The sequence below is a fragment of the Streptomyces sp. TM32 genome, from assembly GCF_004122755.1.
Lineage (GTDB): Bacteria > Actinomycetota > Actinomycetes > Streptomycetales > Streptomycetaceae > Streptomyces > Streptomyces sioyaensis.
Map to the genome: position 1 here is coordinate 20,989 of NZ_SDIG01000003.1, position 15,629 is coordinate 36,617.

Sequence of the window (15,629 nt, forward strand, 5' to 3'; positions counted from 1 at the left end):
GAGTCCGTCCACGTACAGCTGCGGTTCAGGGTGAGCACAGACCTGCCCCTGGACCAGACGTACGACGCGTTCACCGGCGTCACCGGCACCTTCGTCGACCGCTACCACGACACGGACTGCACGTCCCACGGCGACGCCAACGGCAGTTTCTACCCCCGCAAGGGCTGAAACCTGCGGGGAGCGCTGCCGCCGTCGCGGCCCGACGGCGGCAGCCCCTACGACTCAGGCAACGGCCGTGTCCGGGCCACGAGGCGTGGAGGGGGCGTGGTCGCCGCGTGCGGTGGAAGGGCCCTGCCAGCGCACCGCGCGTTGGCTGTCGAGGCCGAACTGGTCCATGACGCGGGCGACAAGGTGATTCACGATGTCGTCCATCGATTCGGGCTTGTTGTAGAAGGCCGGCATGGGCGGCAGCATCGTCACGCCCATCCTGGAGAGGGCCAGCATGTTTTCCAGGTGAATGGCCGACAGCGGGGTCTCCCGCACGCCGAGCACCAGGGGCCGCCGTTCCTTGAGAACGACATCTGCCGCCCGTGACACGAGGTCACTTCCGTAACCGGCCCGGATCGCAGCGAGCGTCTTGGCGCTGCACGGCAGAATCACCATGCCGTCGGTGCGGAACGACCCGCTGGAGATGGCGGCCGCCTGGTCCTCGGGGCCGTGCACCGCATCCGCCAGTTTCGCGACCTGCCGCGCCGTCCACGAGGTCTCCAGCTCGATGGTCGCCCGCGCCCAGCGGCTCATGACCAGGTGTGTCTCCACGTCCGGCTGCCGGCGTAGTTCCTCCAGCAATCGGATGCCCAGAATCGCGCCCGTGGCGCCCGTCATCCCGACGACCAACCGCATGTACGTACCCTTCGCTTGAACTTGCCTGAATGCCCGGTATCGCGCCGATCCGAAGAGGCACGGGACGCAGGGCGGCCGGGGCGCAGCCCGGGCTGGGCACGACCGCCCCGCGTCCCATCGGAGTCAGCGCTGGTGCCGGGCCAACACCTTGGCCCGCACCTCGGCGGGGTAGGCGTGCTCGAAATTGGAGGTCACCTGGCGTTCTCCGGGGGCGGGGAGCAGTGCCTCGTGCACCACCTTGGTGGCATGTGCGGCGTGCCGCTCTTCCTCGGTGTAGCAGGCGAGCAGCGGCAGGATCGGACCGTCTTCGAAGTGGACCTTGCGGTCCACCGGGTGGACCCGGGTGGCCAGTGCCCACAACAAGGCATGCTCGTCAGCGGGATCGATGTCGTCGTCGAGCAGGAACACCTGCGGCAGACAGTGGCCGAACTTGGTCGAGTAGAGGGTCTCGCCGACCCGGCGGGCGAACTCTTCGGGCGTGGTGCCGGGCAGTTGGTCGCGCCAGTCGGAGGGCACGGTCACCGCATACCAGTGGCCTGCGCTGTACATCGAGCCCCAGACGGTGGTGACCGGAAGGCCTGCTGCACGCAGCGCGGCCACTGAACCGACGGCCATGCCGATGGTCTGCGAGGTGTGGCACTCGTCGACGGGTGTGCCTTCCGCGACCAGGGGCCAGATCGGGTCGTCGCGGTAGGTGATCGCCTCCACGCTGTAGACCGGCTGGAGGCTCGTCTCGGTCGGAATGTAGCCGGCGTATTCGCCGAACGGCCCCTCCACGCCGGAGCGTTCGATGGAGAGGTGGCCCTCGATGACGATCTCGGCACTGGCGGGGACCAGCAGATCCGACAGTTCGGCCTTGACCACCTTGAGCGGTTCATCGATCAGTGCGCCGATGTAGTCGGCCTCGTTGACGTTGTCGGGCAGCGGGACACCGCCGATGAACGGAATGGCCGGGTCGCCGCCCTGCACCAGGGCGTACGGCATGGGCTTGCCGAGGTCGACCCACTGTTGCCAGACCTGGGCGATGTGCTGAGGGTGCATGACCAGACCGGTCATGTGCTTGCCGTCGACCATCATGATCCGGGCGATGGACCAGTTGGTCCACGAACCGTCCGGGGTCTGGGCGATGATCACGCCATAGGTGTTGGCGTAGCGGTTGCCGTCCCCGTGGTGCACGAACGGCACCGGGAAACGGGTCAGGTCCGCGTCGTCACCGAGCAGCACGTTCTGCTTGGCTTCGGCCTCTTCGCGGCCGACTGTCTTCGGGGGGATGCCGGGGCGGCTCCAGGTGTCGACCAGGTGGTCCACCACCTCTCGGCCGGTGGCCTCCGGCGGAAGGCCGATGCTCAGTGCGACGCGGGCGAACGGCTTGTCCGGGGCGGCGCTCAGCGCGGCCGGGGAGCCGAGCAGGCGAAAGCCCTCCTCGACACCGCTCACCTTCTGAAACAGCGGTGCGGGAAGACGACGCTCAACGCTGTAGCGCGTGTGCGCGGCGGCTTCCAGGTTCCAGTCGACCTCCCTCTCGATGCGATCGAGGTCGCCAATGCCTTCCAGTGCCGCTATGTGTTCGCGCAGATCCGAAGGGTGATGCATAGGAGTCCCCCCGAATGTCAGTACACGTATTATTGGTGTGCTGAATGTCAGCGTACGGCTCATGGTTGCCCTGGGCAACCCGATGTCGTGTGAGGATCTGCATCCCGCCCCTGGAACGGAGGCCTTCGTCATGCGCGTCCAGCCGCTCGACGACACCCCCATGCACCTGCTGCGCCGTGCGCTTCAGAGGGCCACGGCGGCATGGCAGACGGAGGTGCCCGAACTCACTGCACCCTGAGGGCGGGTGAGGGGCCGGCCCGGCGGAAGCGGTACCCGTTCAACATGCTGATCGACGGCAACGACAGCCGCGGCATCGACGTCGGGCTGTTCAGCCGCCGGCCGATCACCGCCATTCGCTCGCACATCTTCGATCCGGACCCCAAAACCGGCCGGCCCGTCTTCAGCCGGGACTGCCCGGAGTTCGAAATCGAGCTCGACGGTGGGAAGCGGCTGTGGATCCTGGGCAACCACTTCAAGAGCAAGGGGTTCGGCAACCCCACCGAGAGCGCCAACAGACGGAAGGCGCAGGCCGAGCGGGTCGCGAAGATCTACGAGGAGGCCCTCAAGCGCTCCGCGCGCGTCGTGGTCGCCGGGGATCTCAACGACACCCCGGACAGCACTCCGCTCCAGGCGCTCCTGGACACGGACCTGCAGGACGCGATGTCCCACAGCAGCTACACGGGAGCGCCCGGCACGTATGAGACGGGCCAGTCGCTCAAGCAGAAGATCGACTACCTGATGTTCTCGCCGAACCTGTTCACGCGGGTGCAGGCGGTGGACGTCGAGCGGCGCGGGGTCTTCGCGCCCCACACGTTCAAGTCGTTCCCGACCGTGACCTCGAAGGACACCGAGGCGTCCGACCACGGTGCGCTGTACGCGGACCTCGACATCTGAGCACACCGTTTCACGGTGGCCAACGAGCTGCGCTCCCTCCTCCTGGAGCTGAGCGAGCGCGGCCCCGTCGTGGTGAGCATCGATGATCTGCGGTTCGCCGACGGCCCCTCACTCCAGATGGTGCTGTTCCTGCAGCGCCGGATGAAGTCGTCACGCCTGCTGTTGTTGCTCGCCGAGCTGTCAACGGTGCGCTCGCCCCATCCGGTCTTCCACGCCGAGCCGTTCCGGCAGCCGAACTGCCGCACGATCCGGCTCGACATGCTCACCCGCTCCGGCGCGCACACCATGATCGCGGCACGCCTGGGCCCCGCCAAGGCGCAGGAACTCACCGATCCGTACCACAAGGCCTCGGGCGGGAGTCCGCTCTTCCTGTCCGCGCTGCTGGACGACTACCAAGCGATCCACCGCCTCGCCGGGCGACTCGAAACCGAGCCCACCGTTTCCCAGCCGGCCTTCCGCAACGCGCTGACAGACTGCCTGTATCTGACCGAGCCGGCGGCCTTCGACGTGGCACGAGCGGTGGCCGCACTGGGCACGGTCGGATCCTCCGTGCTGATCGGCCACGTCCTCGGCCTGAGCACCGCCACCGTGGAGCACGCGATTGCCTCGCTCACCGCCACCGGGCTGCTCGACGCGGAGGGCTTCCGGCACCCTGCAGCGCGTACGGCCATTCTTGAGGAGATGCCCCCGAGGCCAGACACGCACTGCACCTGCGGGCCGCGGCCGCGCTCCAGAACGAAGGGACGCCACCGGTCACGGTGGCCGAACAACTCGTCGCGGCGGACACGGCTCCCGAAGCGTGGATGATCAACGTACTGAGGGACACGGCGCACGGCGAACTCGCCGCCAGCAGGACCGGAATGGCCTGTGAATACCTCGATCTCGCACTGAACAACTGCCGCGACAGCCGGCCGCTGGCCGCGCTCACCGCGGACCGGATGCGGGTCGAATGGCAGAAGTCACCGCTCAAGGCCATGCGGCATGCGGAGCGATTACAGGAGGCCTCGCGGGATGGGCACCTGACCGGCCAGGACACCGGCTTGCTGGCCCGCAGTCTGCTGTGGCACGGCCGCTACCGCGAGGCCCGCGAAACCCTCACCCGCTGGGAGGCGAACGACACCGGGTCCGACCGCGTCGATTCCGAGGAACTGGCAGCCCTCAGCGGCTGGATGGCGTACTCGTTTCCCGCCCTGCTGACAGATTCAGCCGGCTCGGTGGCCACCCCGGAGCCGGACGCCTGCCCCGACTCGCGCGTCCCTTCGGGCGCCAGGCGGTCAGCGTGCTCTTCCGTCTGCTGGCGGACGGCCCCGGCGAGGAGGCCGTGACCAGCGAGGAGGGGGCCGAGCACGGCCCCGCCGGCGAACCCGCCGGTCCACACGGCGATGACGGTCCGGCGCTGCCCGTCGTCGCTGAACATGTTGCGGATCAGGGACAGGGTGGACGGCACCAGGGTGGCGCCGCCAAGAGCAGCAGCCCCATGCCGGACCGCCACCGTGCCGTCCGCCGATCGGGTGCGGGTGGGGGTGGCTAGGGGTCAGCCGGGGTTGGCCGGGTCCGGGCCCCGGTGGGAGTCTTCACGGGCAGACCACAATCGTCACAAGGGGCAACCGAGTTGAGTGAGTTGAGCGGCGACGATCAGGAGAAGAGCAGGTGGATCCAGCGGTTCCACCCGGCTCCGGAGGCCAAGACCCGGCTCGTCTGCTTTCCGTACGCGGGCGGTTCGGCGAGCTACTTCCACGGTGTCTCCGCCGCGCTCTCGCCCGCGGTCGAGGTGCTCGCGATCCAGTACCCGGGCCGTCAGGAGCGCCGGACCGAGCAGTTGCTGCACTCGATCGAGGCGCTGGCGCAGCGGGCCACGGAGGCGTTGCGGCCGTGGGCCGACAGCCCGTTGACCCTGTTCGGGCACAGCATGGGCGCCTTGGTCGCCTTCGAGGTGGCGCGGCGGCTCACGGACGACGGGGCCGCACCGCTCTCCGTCGTCGTCTCCGGTCGCCGCGCACCGACCAGGGACCGGGAGGAGAACGTCCATCTGCGGGACGACCAGGGGGTCGTGGCCGAGATGGAGCTGCTCGGCGGCAGCGATCTGCGGGTGTTCCAGGACCCCGAACTCCGGGACCTGTTCCTGCCGGTCATCCGTGCCGACTACCAGGCCGTGGAGACCTACCGCCACCGGCCGGGACCGCCCCTCCCCTGCCCGGTCCTCGCGCTGCTGGGGGACCGCGACCCGATGGCCACGGTCGAGGAGACCCACGACTGGGCCGCACACACCACGGCCGGGTTCGCGTTGCGGACCTTTCCGGGCGGCCACTTCTACCTCAACTCGCAGGTCCCGGCCGTCATTTCGACGATCCGGGACCACATCGGATCCCTGGTCGGCTGACGCCGCCATCCGGACGAACCCGTACCCAAGGCACGCCATGGGACGGCGTGCCCTCAGGAATCCGGGCCGGGACGCGCCATGAGCCGACCCACCCGCCCGCGTCGGAAGGATGCGAAATGACCGAGCCTCTCGCCGAACTGTCCGCCCTTCGTGCGCAGGCGGTGCGTGGACCGAGTGCCCGTGCGACCGAGGCGCAGCACGCCAAGGGCAAGCTGACGGCGCGGGAGCGGATCGAACTGCTCCTGGACCCGGGCTCGTTCACCGAGGTGGAGCAGCTGCGGCGGCACCGGGCGACCGGTTTCGGGCTGGAGGCCAACCGGCCGTACACCGACGGGGTGGTCACCGGCTGGGGGACGGTGGACGGCCGCACCGTCTTCGTCTACGCACACGACTTCCGGATCTTCGGCGGCGCGCTGGGCGAGGCCCACGCCACCAAGATCCACAAAATCATGGACCTGGCCCTCGCGGCCGGAGCCCCGCTGGTGTCGCTGAACGACGGCGCGGGCGCCCGGATCCAGGAGGGTGTCTCCGCGCTGGCCGGCTACGGCGGCATCTTCCAGCGCAACACCCGTGCCTCGGGGGTGATCCCGCAGATCAGCGTGATGCTGGGCCCGTGTGCGGGCGGCGCCGCGTACTCCCCCGCGCTCACCGATTTCGTCTTCATGGTCCGTGACACCTCGCAGATGTTCCTCACCGGCCCCGACGTGGTGCGCGCGGTGACCGGCGAGGAGATCACGCAGAACGGGCTCGGCGGCGCCGACGTCCACGCCGAGACCTCCGGCGTGTGCCACTTCGCCTACGACGACGAGGAGACCTGTCTCTCCGAGGTCCGTTACCTCCTCTCGATGCTCCCCTCCAACAACCGTGAGAATCCGCCGTCGGTGCCCTGCGAGGACGCCGCCGACCGCTCCGGTACCGCACTGCTCGGCCTCGTCCCGGCCGACGGCAACCGCCCGTACGACATGCGCAAGGTCATCGAGGAACTCGTCGACGACGGCGACCACATGGAGGTGCACGAGCGCTGGGCCCGCAACATCATCTGCACCTTGGCGCGGCTGGACGGCCAGGTCGTCGGCATCGTCGCCAACCAGCCGCAGTTTCTGGCCGGGGTGCTGGACATCGAGGCATCCGAGAAGGCCGCCCGCTTCGTCCAGCTCTGCGACGCCTTCAACATCCCGATCGTCACCCTCCTGGACGTGCCCGGCTTCCTGCCCGGCGTCGACCAGGAGCACGGCGGCATCATCCGGCACGGCGCGAAGCTGCTGTACGCGTACTGCAACGCCACCGTCCCGCGGATCTCGATCGTGCTGCGCAAGGCCTACGGCGGCGCCTACATCGTCATGGACTCGCAGTCCATCGGCGCCGACCTGACCTACGCCTGGCCCACCAACGAGATCGCGGTGATGGGCGCCGAGGGCGCCGCCAACGTCATCTTCCGCAAGCAGATCGCCGAGGCCGACGACCCGGAGGCGATGCGGGCGCGGATGGTCAAGGAGTACAAGTCCGAGCTGATGCACCCCTATTACGCGGCCGAGCGCGGCCTGATCGACGACGTCATCGACCCCGCCGGGACCCGCGCGGTGCTGATCAGCTCGCTCGCGATGCTCCGCACCAAGCACGCGGACCTGCCGGCCCGTAAGCACGGCAATCCCCCGCAGTGATCCTGCGCCGACGGACGGAGAACACCCCCATGAGCGCTCCCGCCGAATCCTCCGTACTGCGGGTCGAGAAGGGCCGGGCCGGCCCCGAGGAACTCGCCGCGCTCACCGCGCTCCTGATGGCCCGCGCCGCGGTCCGACCCGAGCCGGCCCCGTCCCGCCGCCGCTCCACGGCCGGCTGGCGCCGCCTGGAGCGCACCCCCGGCTTCCGGGCGCCGCACAGCTGGCAGGGCTGACGCCCGGGCGCTGACACCCGGTCACCCGCACCGGCGCGAAGGAACCGGGACTCGATGTCCCCGTCAGACGTCCCCGTACGCCTCGCCGCCGAGTTCCAGCCGCGCCGTGCCGGCGGTGCTGTCCGCGAGCCAGACCCGGAAGGCCTCCAGATCCGCCTCCGGCAGCCCGACCTCGATGCGTACCTCGGCGCCGTACGTCACCTCGCGCACCGCCCGGCCGGTCGTGCGCAGATCGTTCTCCACCCGGCCCGCCCGCTGGTGGTCGACGGTGACCGTCACCAGCCGGAAGCGCTGCCGGGTGACCGTCCCCAGCGCGTCCAGCGCCTCGCCGACGACGCCTCCGTAGGCGCGGATCAGGCCGCCGGCCCCGAGCTTGACGCCGCCGAACCAGCGGGTGACGACGGCGACCACATAGCGGACCTCGCGGCGCACCAGCATCTGTAGCATCGGCACGCCCGCGGTCCCACCCGGCTCCCCGTCGTCGCTGGCCTTCTGGACGCTGCCGTCGGCGCCCAGGACATAGGCGAAGCAGTGGTGGCGGGCGGTGGGGTGTTCCTTGCGGATGCGCGCGATGAAGTCCTGGGCCTCGGCCTCGGTCGCCACGGGCGCGAGCGCGCAGCGGAAGCGGGACTTGTTGATCTCGATCTCATGGACGCCCTCGCGCGCGAGCGTGCGGTACTGCTCCTGCATCGGACCAGCCTATGCGGCCGCTGTGACCTGCGGACACCGGCCGGTCCGCGGCCCGCGCCGCGCGAGGGTGTCCGCCGTAAGGGCGCGCGGGTCCGCCGGACGGGCGCAGAGCGCACGGCCAGGCGGCGTACCCGCCCCGTCCGCACGGTGCGTCGGGGAGACGTCCGCGCCGCACCGTGGGCACTGTGAGGCCAGTGCGAGAGCCTCGTGTTTCCGGGGCCCCGCTCGTACAGGTAGGAACGGCGGGTTTGCGGAGGGCGGCATGGAAGAAAGCACACAGTCGGCGATGACGGCGGGCGTTCCCGTGACGGGCGAGGAGATGCCCGAGCCCCCGCCGGAGGTCATCGAGGCGGCACGCAACGCGCCCGATCACTGGTTGGCCATGGTGGACCTGACCTGGCAGGGAGAGGGACCACCGCCCCTGTGGGCACTGATCGGGCAGTGGCGCTCGGGCCCGACGGGGGAGATCGAGGAGTGGCGGGACAACCCGGAGTACCGGCCGTCGCCGCAGATGCTGGACTGGCCGGAGCCGGCCGACGCGGTCGACAGCGCCGTGCAGCTCGCCGCGACCGGCTACGGGCCGGGGCAGGACGTCTCCGAGGCGCTCGCGCACGCGGAGGTCTCCGTGCTGGTCACCGCGACCGGGTCGCCGCTGGCCGCCGCCTCCCCCGACGGCACCCCGGTGATCCCGGTCTACACCTCGCAGAGCTATCTCGAATCGGTGGGCCGGCTGCTCTACGACCGCCGGCCGGTGGCCGCACTCGTCGAGCAGCTGCCGCCGGGGCATGCGCTGTACCTCAACCCGACCGGCCCGGTGAGCATGCTGGTGGACACCGAGGAGCTGCGTACGGCGCTGGCCGGCGCGTCCGGCACGGCGGACCAGGCGCGAAAGCCGGCCGCGGCCTCCCGCCCGGGAACGGGCGCCGGCGGGGCCGAGCCGGTGAGCGGCGGCCGGGCGATCGGCAAGCCGGCCCGTGCGGCGAACGGCAGCACCGTGGTGGGGGCCGGGATGGCCAGTAGTGGAGTGGCCCGCGGCGCGAACTGAACCGCCGGCCCACAGGACCCGCCCCGCCCGTCTTCCCCTTCGGGCGGGGCGTCTGCCGTACGGCGGGCCGGGAGGCCCGTGCGGTTCCGCGGCCCGGCGGTCCTCGCGACGGGAATCTCCGGGCGGCGCCGTCCGTTGAGCGCACAGGACCCTTCCATCCGCAGGAGGCAGTGCGCGTCTACGGCGACCCCACCACGATCCGCAGGATCCTCACCGAGCTCGGCGACACCTGGGCCGTCGTGGGCCTGTCCACCAACGAACAGCGCGCGGCGCACGGCGTCGCACGGGTGCTGCAGCGCTACGGCAAGCGGATCGTGCCGGTGCACCCGAAGGCCGAGACGGTCCATGGCGAGCAGGGATACCCCTCGCTGGCCGCGATCCCCTTCCCGGTCGATGTGGTCGACGTCTTCGTCAACAGCGAGCTGGCGGGTGGCATAGCCGACGAGGCGGTGGCGCTGGGCGCCAAGGCCGTCTGGTTCCAGCTCGGGGTGGTCGACGAGGCGGCCTGGAACCGCGTGCACGACTCCGGGCTCGACATGGTGATGGACCGCTGTCCGGCGATCGAGCTGCCCCGGTTGGGCTGAGGGGCCGCCCTCCGCAGCAGCGTGGTGCCGTTGCGCCGCTCGATCACGCGGCGCGATCACGCTCGCTGACGAGCTGTTCGGCCGGATCCCCGCCGGCATCCCCACCTTGAACGCCGCGAGCAGCTGGACCCGGCGGACACCCGTCAGATCGTACCCAGCCCCTCCAGGAGCGTGGCGCCGGGGAGTTCGGCCAGGGCCTTGCCGGGCACGATGAGCTTGCCACGGCGGCCGCCGCTGCCGATCAGGGCGTACGGGGCATCGGCGACGGCGGTGTCCACCAGCAGTGGCCAGTCGGCGGGCAGGCCGATGGGGGTGATCCCGCCGTACTCCATCCCGCTGTCGCCGACCGCCTGGTCCATCGGTGCGAACGACGCCTTGCGGGCGCCCAGTTGACGGCGCACCACACCGTTGACGTCGACGCGGGTGTGCGAGAGGACGACGCACGCGGCCAGGGTGGTCTGCCCGCCGCGCTTGCCGGCCACCACCACGCAGTTCGCCGACTGCTCCAGCAGCCAGGGGCCGTAGCGCTCGACGAGCAGGGCGGTGTCCGCGATGGCCGGGTCGGTGTCGACGTAGCGCAGCTCCTCGACCGGCACGGACCCGTGCCAGTCCCGCAGCGCGGCGGCCACCGGCCCGACCAGCAGGTCAAGGCACTCGACGGCGGGTCGGACGTCGTCAAAAGCATCCATCGGCACGGGCATGGGCGCCAAGCTAACAGTCGCGGCCACCCGGCGGCGGACCGCCTCAGCGGGCAAGCGGGATGATCACCGACATGGTCATCTCGACCGGTTCCTCGCCGTCGTTGCGGTACGCGTGCGGGGCCTTGGCCTCGAACGTCGCGGCGGAACCGGCGGGCACCCGGTGCTCCACACCCTCCACGACCAGCGTCAGGGTGCCGGTGCGGACCTGCAGCAGTTCGACGGTGCCGGGCGGGTGCGGATCGGAGGCGCTGCGGTCGCCGGGCATCAGCCGCCAGTCCCACAGCTCGAACGGGCCGGGCGCCTCGGCACCCACAAGGAGCGTGGTGTGGCTGCCGGCCTCGGTGGACCAGAGCCGGACCGCCTCGTCCGCGGCCACGATGCGTACCTGCGGGCCCTGCTCGTAATCGAGGAGCGTGGTGATGCTGACGCCGAGCGCGTCGGCGATCTTGACGGTGGTTCCCACGCTCGGGTTCGTACGCGCCTGCTCGATCTGGATGATCATGCCGCGGCTGACGCCGGCACGGGCCGCCAGCGCATCGAGGGTGAAGCCGCGCTCGGCGCGCCAGTGCTTGAGGTTGCGGGCGAGCGACTGCGTGAGCTGGTCGAGATCCGTCACGGGTCCGTCCAAGTCGGGGGGCGAATATATTCGATGTCGCAGTTCAATTTCTTGTACTACGGTGTGGTGTACTTCAGCGTCCGGTTCACTGTACTGCGAGGTTTCACCATGACAGCGGTCTTCGCCCTGGCCACCAGCCTTCTGTGGGGGCTCGCCGACTTCGGCGGCGGACTGCTCACCCGACGGCTTCAGGCGCTGACCGTCGTGGTGGTCTCGCAGGCCCTGGCCGCCCTCGTCCTGGGTGCCATCGTGGTGGCCACCGGCGGCTGGCGGGAGGCCGGACCGCAGCTGTGGTTCGCGGTCGGGGCGGGCGTCGTGGGCCCCGCCGCCATGCTCTGCTTCTACCGTGCCCTCGCGCTCGGCCCGATGGGTGTGGTCTCCCCGCTCGCCTCGATCGGCACCGTGCTCGTACCGCTCGGCGTCGGGATCGTGGCGGGCGAGCGGCCGGGCCTGCTCCAGGCCACCGGCATGGTGGTGGCGGTGGTCGGCGTGCTGCTGGCCGGCGGCCCGCGGATCAGCGGCGCGTCGGTGGCCCGCCAGACGATCGTGCTGACACTGGTCTCGGCGCTCGGCTTCGGCGCGGTGATGGCGCTGATCTCCGAGGCGTCCACGACCGTGACCGGGCTCTTCCTGGCCCTGTTCGTCCAGCGGTTGTGCAATGTCGCCGTCGGCGGCGCCGCGCTGTACGCCTCGGTGCGGCGCGGCACCCCGGCGCTGCCCGACGGCGGACTGGCCGCCCTGCGCGGCACGCTGCCCGCCCTCGCCTTCGTCGGCATCGCCGATGTCGCCGCCAACGGCACCTACGCCCTCGCCGCCCAGAACGGGCCGGTCACGATGGCGGCGGTGCTGGCCTCCCTCTACCCCGTCGTCACCGCGCTCGCCGCACTCGGCGTCCTCAAGGAGCGGCTGCAGGCCATCCAGACCGCCGGCGCCTCCCTCGCGCTGGTCGGCACGGTGCTACTCGCCTCCGGCAGCTGACCGGGGCGGGGACGGCGGCGGTACGAGCGCGTCTGACGACTGGTCAGAACGCCTCGTAGGCCTCCCCGGCCCCCTCCGCCTGCCAGGCGCCCAGCGCGCGCAGCTGCTCGGGGGTGACGCCGTCGGGGATCGGCACCGGCGCCGGGGTGCGCAGCGGCGGCTGCCAGCCCTCCTGGGGGTCCCAGCGGCGGACGATCTTGGCGGGCGCGCCGGCGACCACCGCATGGTCGGGGACCTCACCGCGGACCACGGCACCGGCCGCGACCACCACGTTCCGGCCCAGCCGCGCGCCGGGCAGGATCACCGCCCCGGTTCCGATCCAGCTGCCGGAACCGATGGTGACCGGGTCGCTGCGCGGCCACTGCTTGCCGATCGGCACCTCGGGGTCGTCATAGCTGTGGTTGGTGGTGGTGACGTACACACCGGGGCCGAAGAAGCAGTCATCTCCGATCGTGAGCCGGACATCGGCGATCACATGGCTTCCCCTCCCGAGCACCACGCCGTTGCCCAGCGTGAGGATCGGGTCCGGGCCGAGATCCAGGTCCGGCATCATGCCTGCCGTCAGCGTCACGTCCTGGGCGATGATGCAGTGGTCGCCGAGCTCGATCCACGGGTCACCGAAGACCGTGCCCTGCGGGAACGCGAGCCGGGTGCCGGTGCCGATCCGGCGGAAGCGGTACGGACCGGGGCGCCCGGCGGTCACGGCCGCGGCATCCCTCACCCAGCGCGCGCCGCGGTGCACGGCACGCGACACGGCCCGGCGCCGCCAGGCCGCGACGGATGAGAACACGTTCTGGTCTATCGGCACCCGCACACCGTACTCAGCCCGGCGGGATACCGGCCGCGCGACGGGCTGTGATCTTCGCCCCACCCGTGGCCGTCCCCGCCGGGCACCACCGCGGTCGTCTACGGTGCTGGGGGCGCGGCGCGGTACGGCAAGGAGAGCGAAGGATGACGGGACGAGCATTGATTTCAGCGGTGGGCGGCAAGGAGCCGAGGGTCGATCAGGCGGCGTTCACCGCCCCGACGTCCGTCGTGCTCGGCGAGGTCTCCATGGCGGCCGGCTCCAGCGTCTGGTACCACGCGGTGCTGCGGGCCGACTGCGGCCCCATCGTGCTCGGCGCCGACAGCAACATCCAGGACAACTGCACGGTCCATGTCGATCCCGGCTTCCCGGTGACCGTCGGCGCCCGGGTCTCGGTCGGCCACAACGCGGTGCTGCACGGCTGCACCGTCGAGGACGACGTCCTGATCGGCATGGGCGCGACGGTCCTCAACGGCGCGCACATCGGCGCGGGCTCCCTGGTCGCCGCGCAGGCGCTGGTTCCCCAGGGCATGCGCGTGCCGCCCGGCTCCCTGGTCGCCGGGGTGCCGGCGAAGGTCAAGCGGGAGCTGACCGCCGAGGAGCGCGAACTCATCACGGTCAACGCCACGATGTACGGGGAGCTGGCGGACCGGCACCGGGAGTCGGTCACGGCCGACGAAGAATAACCGGCCGGTCGGGCTCGGCCGCCCGCCGCGGCCCGGACCGGGGCCGGACCCGCGCCGCCGCGGGGCGGCTCAGCTCCGGGCGGAGACGACGGTCAGCGCGGAGGACAGCAGCTCGGCGTCGAACAGGGTTGCGTCCGCCATGCGATGGGCGTTGGCGTAGGCGTTGAGCATCAGCTTGGCGGTCCGCAGCGCCGAGGGGGAACGGCGGACCAGCGGCTTGATCCACCGTGCCACGGTGCCGTCGAGCTGGTCCCTGGGGACGACCTTGTGCAGGATGGACAGCTCCTGCGCGGTGGCGGCGTCGAAGTTGTCGGCGGTCAGTATCAGCTCGCGGATCCGCGCCGCGCCCGCCTCGTGCAGCAGCCGCGGCATGATCCCGCCCCACGCGGGCGGCACCCCCAGGCCCAGCTCCGGCAGTCGGAACCGGCAGTCCTCCGCGCCGACCCGCAGGTCGCAGAAGACCGCGAGCCCCACTCCCGCCCCGACCACCCCGCCGTGCAGCCGCGCGATGGTCACCGCGTCGGTGCTCGCGAGGGCGTCGCACACCCGTCGCGCCTTGTTGCCGAGGGTGCGCAGCCCCAGTCCGCCGGGATCCTCAGCGAGCAGGGCGGGGAACTCCGCGCGGTCACCGCCGAGACAGAAGTCCTCGCCCGCACCGGACAGGACCAGGACCCTGGTGGCGGACTCGTCGTCCAGGGCTCCCAGTACGGCGAGCAGCTCGTCGAGGATCTCCCCGGAGATGGCGTTGCCGGTCTCGGGGCAGTTCAACTGCACCGTGAGGACGGGCCCTTCCCGTGTCACGAGGAGGGTCTTGAAGTCGTACGTCATGCCGTTCCTTGTTTCGTTGATCCGCTGTGGGGGGAGAGCGGTGCGCCGGGATGGTCAGACACGGACGACCGGCAGGGAGATCAGGCGGCGGAAGGCCACGCGTGGCTCCCAGACCGGAGGGGCCCCGATCCGCAGTCCGGGCAGCCGGTCGAGCAGCGCGGTGAGCAGGCAGTCCGCCTCCATACGGGCCAGCGCGTTGCCCAGACAGAAGTGAATGCCCCCGCCGAAGCTGAGGTGAGAGGCCCGTCGACTGAGGTCGAAGTCCTCGGGAGAGGCGAAGTGGTTCGGGTCGTGATGGGCGGCGCCGACCATGAGCTGCACCATCTCGTTCTTGCGGACGGTCACCCCGGCCAGTTCGGTGTCCTCGGGAGCCACCCGGCTGATCATGTGTATCGGGGCGTCGTAGCGGAGCACCTCGTCGATCGCGTCCGGTATCTGCTCGGGATGGATACGCAGCCAGTTCAGCTGCCGGGGGTGTTCCAGGAGCAGCCGGACCGTGCTGGACAGGACGTGCGAGGTCGTCTCCAGCGCGGCCAGGACCATGAAGAGCGTCACGGAGAATACGGCCTCGTCGGCGGCTTCCCGGTCGGGTTCCTGTGCGTCCCAGACGCGCAGCCATGACGAGACCGGGTCATTCCCCGGATTCCTCCTCCGCTTGTTCACCAATCCCGTGAAATACTCCCGCAATTGGCGGGTCGAATCGTCGGAGAGGGTGAGCTGGCTCGGGGTCGGAAACAATTCCTGGGTGTACACCTGGTCGTGGGTCAGGGAACGCAGGAGCGCGTAGTCGGCCGGCGGAATCTGCAGCCATTCGCCGATGCTGATCACCGGAAGTTCTTCGCTGACCAGTGCGCAGAAATCGGCTGGTCCGTCCGCGAGTTCCGCTTCGAACCGGTCGAGCAGCCGACTGGTCGTCTGCTCGACCGAGGACCTCATCGCGGCCAGGGAGTTACGGTCGAAAACGTTGCCCACCGACCGCCGCACGCGGGTGTGGTGCGGCGGGTTGAGCATCGGCAGGGTGTCGCCCATCTGGCGTGATGCCGCCGCATTCCAGCGGGCCGCGTCGTCCTGGTGGGCCCGCCAGGCACTGTC

General features: G+C 70.8%; 20 protein-coding genes. 12 read left to right on the forward strand and 8 right to left on the reverse strand.

All coding sequences use genetic code 11. From position 1 onward, the window contains the following. The first annotated feature begins 30 nt into the window (after positions 1–30). Positions 31–168 carry a hypothetical protein gene (locus EST92_RS01260; protein WP_254068380.1) on the forward strand — a complete coding sequence of 46 codons (138 nt, stop codon included), beginning with the start codon at positions 31–33 and terminating at the stop codon, positions 166–168. 54 nt (positions 169–222) lie between these two features. On the opposite strand, the gene EST92_RS01265 is transcribed toward EST92_RS01260, so the two are convergent. Then, positions 223–843, reverse strand: a complete 621-nt coding sequence (locus tag EST92_RS01265) for a non-oxidative hydroxyarylic acid decarboxylases subunit B (RefSeq protein WP_129279138.1) — start codon at positions 841–843, stop codon at positions 223–225. 123 nt (positions 844–966) lie between these two features. Next, positions 967–2,436, reverse strand: coding sequence for a UbiD family decarboxylase (locus EST92_RS01270; RefSeq protein WP_129279139.1), 1,470 nt, complete (start codon positions 2,434–2,436; stop codon positions 967–969). A gap of 37 nt (positions 2,437–2,473) precedes the next feature. Between EST92_RS01270 and EST92_RS31480 the strand changes: the two genes are divergently transcribed. From EST92_RS31480 to EST92_RS01300, 7 genes are all read left to right on the forward strand, one after another. Then, a complete protein-coding gene (locus EST92_RS31480) occupies positions 2,474–2,674 on the forward strand; it encodes a hypothetical protein (protein ID WP_174243891.1) in 201 nt (66 codons plus the stop codon). A 44-nt stretch (positions 2,675–2,718) separates the two neighbouring features. Continuing rightward, positions 2,719–3,330, forward strand: coding sequence for an endonuclease/exonuclease/phosphatase family protein (locus EST92_RS01275; RefSeq protein ID WP_254068382.1), 612 nt, complete (start codon positions 2,719–2,721; stop codon positions 3,328–3,330). A 15-nt stretch (positions 3,331–3,345) separates the two neighbouring features. After that, positions 3,346–4,137 (forward strand): hypothetical protein, encoded by a 792-nt coding sequence (locus tag EST92_RS01280; RefSeq protein WP_129279140.1) that lies wholly within the window; start codon positions 3,346–3,348, stop codon positions 4,135–4,137. Continuing rightward, entirely contained in the window at positions 4,134–4,655 is a 522-nt protein-coding gene (locus tag EST92_RS31065) for a hypothetical protein (protein WP_154073958.1), read from the forward strand. Before EST92_RS01280 ends, EST92_RS31065 begins: the two co-directional genes overlap by 4 nt. A 296-nt stretch (positions 4,656–4,951) precedes the next feature. After that, complete coding sequence (locus EST92_RS01290; RefSeq protein WP_129279210.1) at positions 4,952–5,710, forward strand: alpha/beta fold hydrolase; 759 nt, start codon at positions 4,952–4,954, stop codon at positions 5,708–5,710. 116 nt (positions 5,711–5,826) lie between these two features. Next, positions 5,827–7,371, forward strand: coding sequence for an acyl-CoA carboxylase subunit beta (locus EST92_RS01295; protein ID WP_129279142.1), 1,545 nt, complete (start codon positions 5,827–5,829; stop codon positions 7,369–7,371). 29 nt (positions 7,372–7,400) lie between these two features. Then, positions 7,401–7,604 (forward strand): acyl-CoA carboxylase epsilon subunit, encoded by a 204-nt coding sequence (locus EST92_RS01300; RefSeq protein WP_129279143.1) that lies wholly within the window; start codon positions 7,401–7,403, stop codon positions 7,602–7,604. A 63-nt stretch (positions 7,605–7,667) separates the two neighbouring features. Here EST92_RS01300 and EST92_RS01305 read toward each other — a convergent pair whose 3' ends face one another. Beyond that, positions 7,668–8,294 carry a YigZ family protein gene (locus EST92_RS01305; RefSeq protein WP_129279144.1) on the reverse strand — a complete coding sequence of 209 codons (627 nt, stop codon included), beginning with the start codon at positions 8,292–8,294 and terminating at the stop codon, positions 7,668–7,670. A gap of 262 nt (positions 8,295–8,556) precedes the next feature. Between EST92_RS01305 and EST92_RS01310 the strand changes: the two genes are divergently transcribed. Beyond that, positions 8,557–9,339 carry a type VII secretion system-associated protein gene (locus EST92_RS01310; RefSeq protein ID WP_129279145.1) on the forward strand — a complete coding sequence of 261 codons (783 nt, stop codon included), beginning with the start codon at positions 8,557–8,559 and terminating at the stop codon, positions 9,337–9,339. 170 nt (positions 9,340–9,509) lie between these two features. Further along, positions 9,510–9,923 carry a CoA-binding protein gene (locus tag EST92_RS01315; protein WP_129279146.1) on the forward strand — a complete coding sequence of 138 codons (414 nt, stop codon included), beginning with the start codon at positions 9,510–9,512 and terminating at the stop codon, positions 9,921–9,923. Positions 9,924–10,066: 143 nt separating this feature from the next. Here the strand turns inward: EST92_RS01315 and EST92_RS01320 are convergent, their stop codons facing one another. Together EST92_RS01320 and EST92_RS01325 are read right to left on the reverse strand one after the other, a co-directional pair. Beyond that, positions 10,067–10,624, reverse strand: a complete 558-nt coding sequence (locus EST92_RS01320) for a YbaK/EbsC family protein (protein ID WP_129279147.1) — start codon at positions 10,622–10,624, stop codon at positions 10,067–10,069. Between the two features lie 43 nt (positions 10,625–10,667). Beyond that, positions 10,668–11,240, reverse strand: a complete 573-nt coding sequence (locus EST92_RS01325) for an XRE family transcriptional regulator (RefSeq protein WP_129279148.1) — start codon at positions 11,238–11,240, stop codon at positions 10,668–10,670. Between the two features lie 108 nt (positions 11,241–11,348). Between EST92_RS01325 and EST92_RS01330 the strand changes: the two genes are divergently transcribed. Continuing rightward, a complete protein-coding gene (locus EST92_RS01330; protein ID WP_129279211.1) occupies positions 11,349–12,218 on the forward strand; it encodes a DMT family transporter in 870 nt (289 codons plus the stop codon). 43 nt (positions 12,219–12,261) lie between these two features. Here the strand turns inward: EST92_RS01330 and EST92_RS01335 are convergent, their stop codons facing one another. After that, complete coding sequence (locus tag EST92_RS01335) at positions 12,262–13,032, reverse strand: acyltransferase (RefSeq protein WP_129279149.1); 771 nt, start codon at positions 13,030–13,032, stop codon at positions 12,262–12,264. Positions 13,033–13,169: 137 nt separating this feature from the next. Here EST92_RS01335 and EST92_RS01340 point away from each other — a divergent pair, with 137 nt between their 5' ends. Continuing rightward, on the forward strand, positions 13,170–13,709 hold the full coding sequence (locus tag EST92_RS01340) for a gamma carbonic anhydrase family protein (RefSeq protein ID WP_129279150.1): 540 nt from the start codon (positions 13,170–13,172) through the stop codon (positions 13,707–13,709). A gap of 69 nt (positions 13,710–13,778) precedes the next feature. On the opposite strand, the gene EST92_RS01345 is transcribed toward EST92_RS01340, so the two are convergent. Together EST92_RS01345 and EST92_RS01350 are read right to left on the reverse strand one after the other, a co-directional pair. Continuing rightward, complete coding sequence (locus EST92_RS01345; RefSeq protein ID WP_129279151.1) at positions 13,779–14,537, reverse strand: enoyl-CoA hydratase/isomerase family protein; 759 nt, start codon at positions 14,535–14,537, stop codon at positions 13,779–13,781. A 54-nt stretch (positions 14,538–14,591) separates the two neighbouring features. Next, positions 14,592–15,566, reverse strand: a complete 975-nt coding sequence (locus EST92_RS01350) for a cytochrome P450 (RefSeq protein ID WP_343283765.1) — start codon at positions 15,564–15,566, stop codon at positions 14,592–14,594. Between the last annotated feature and the right edge of the window lie 63 nt (positions 15,567–15,629).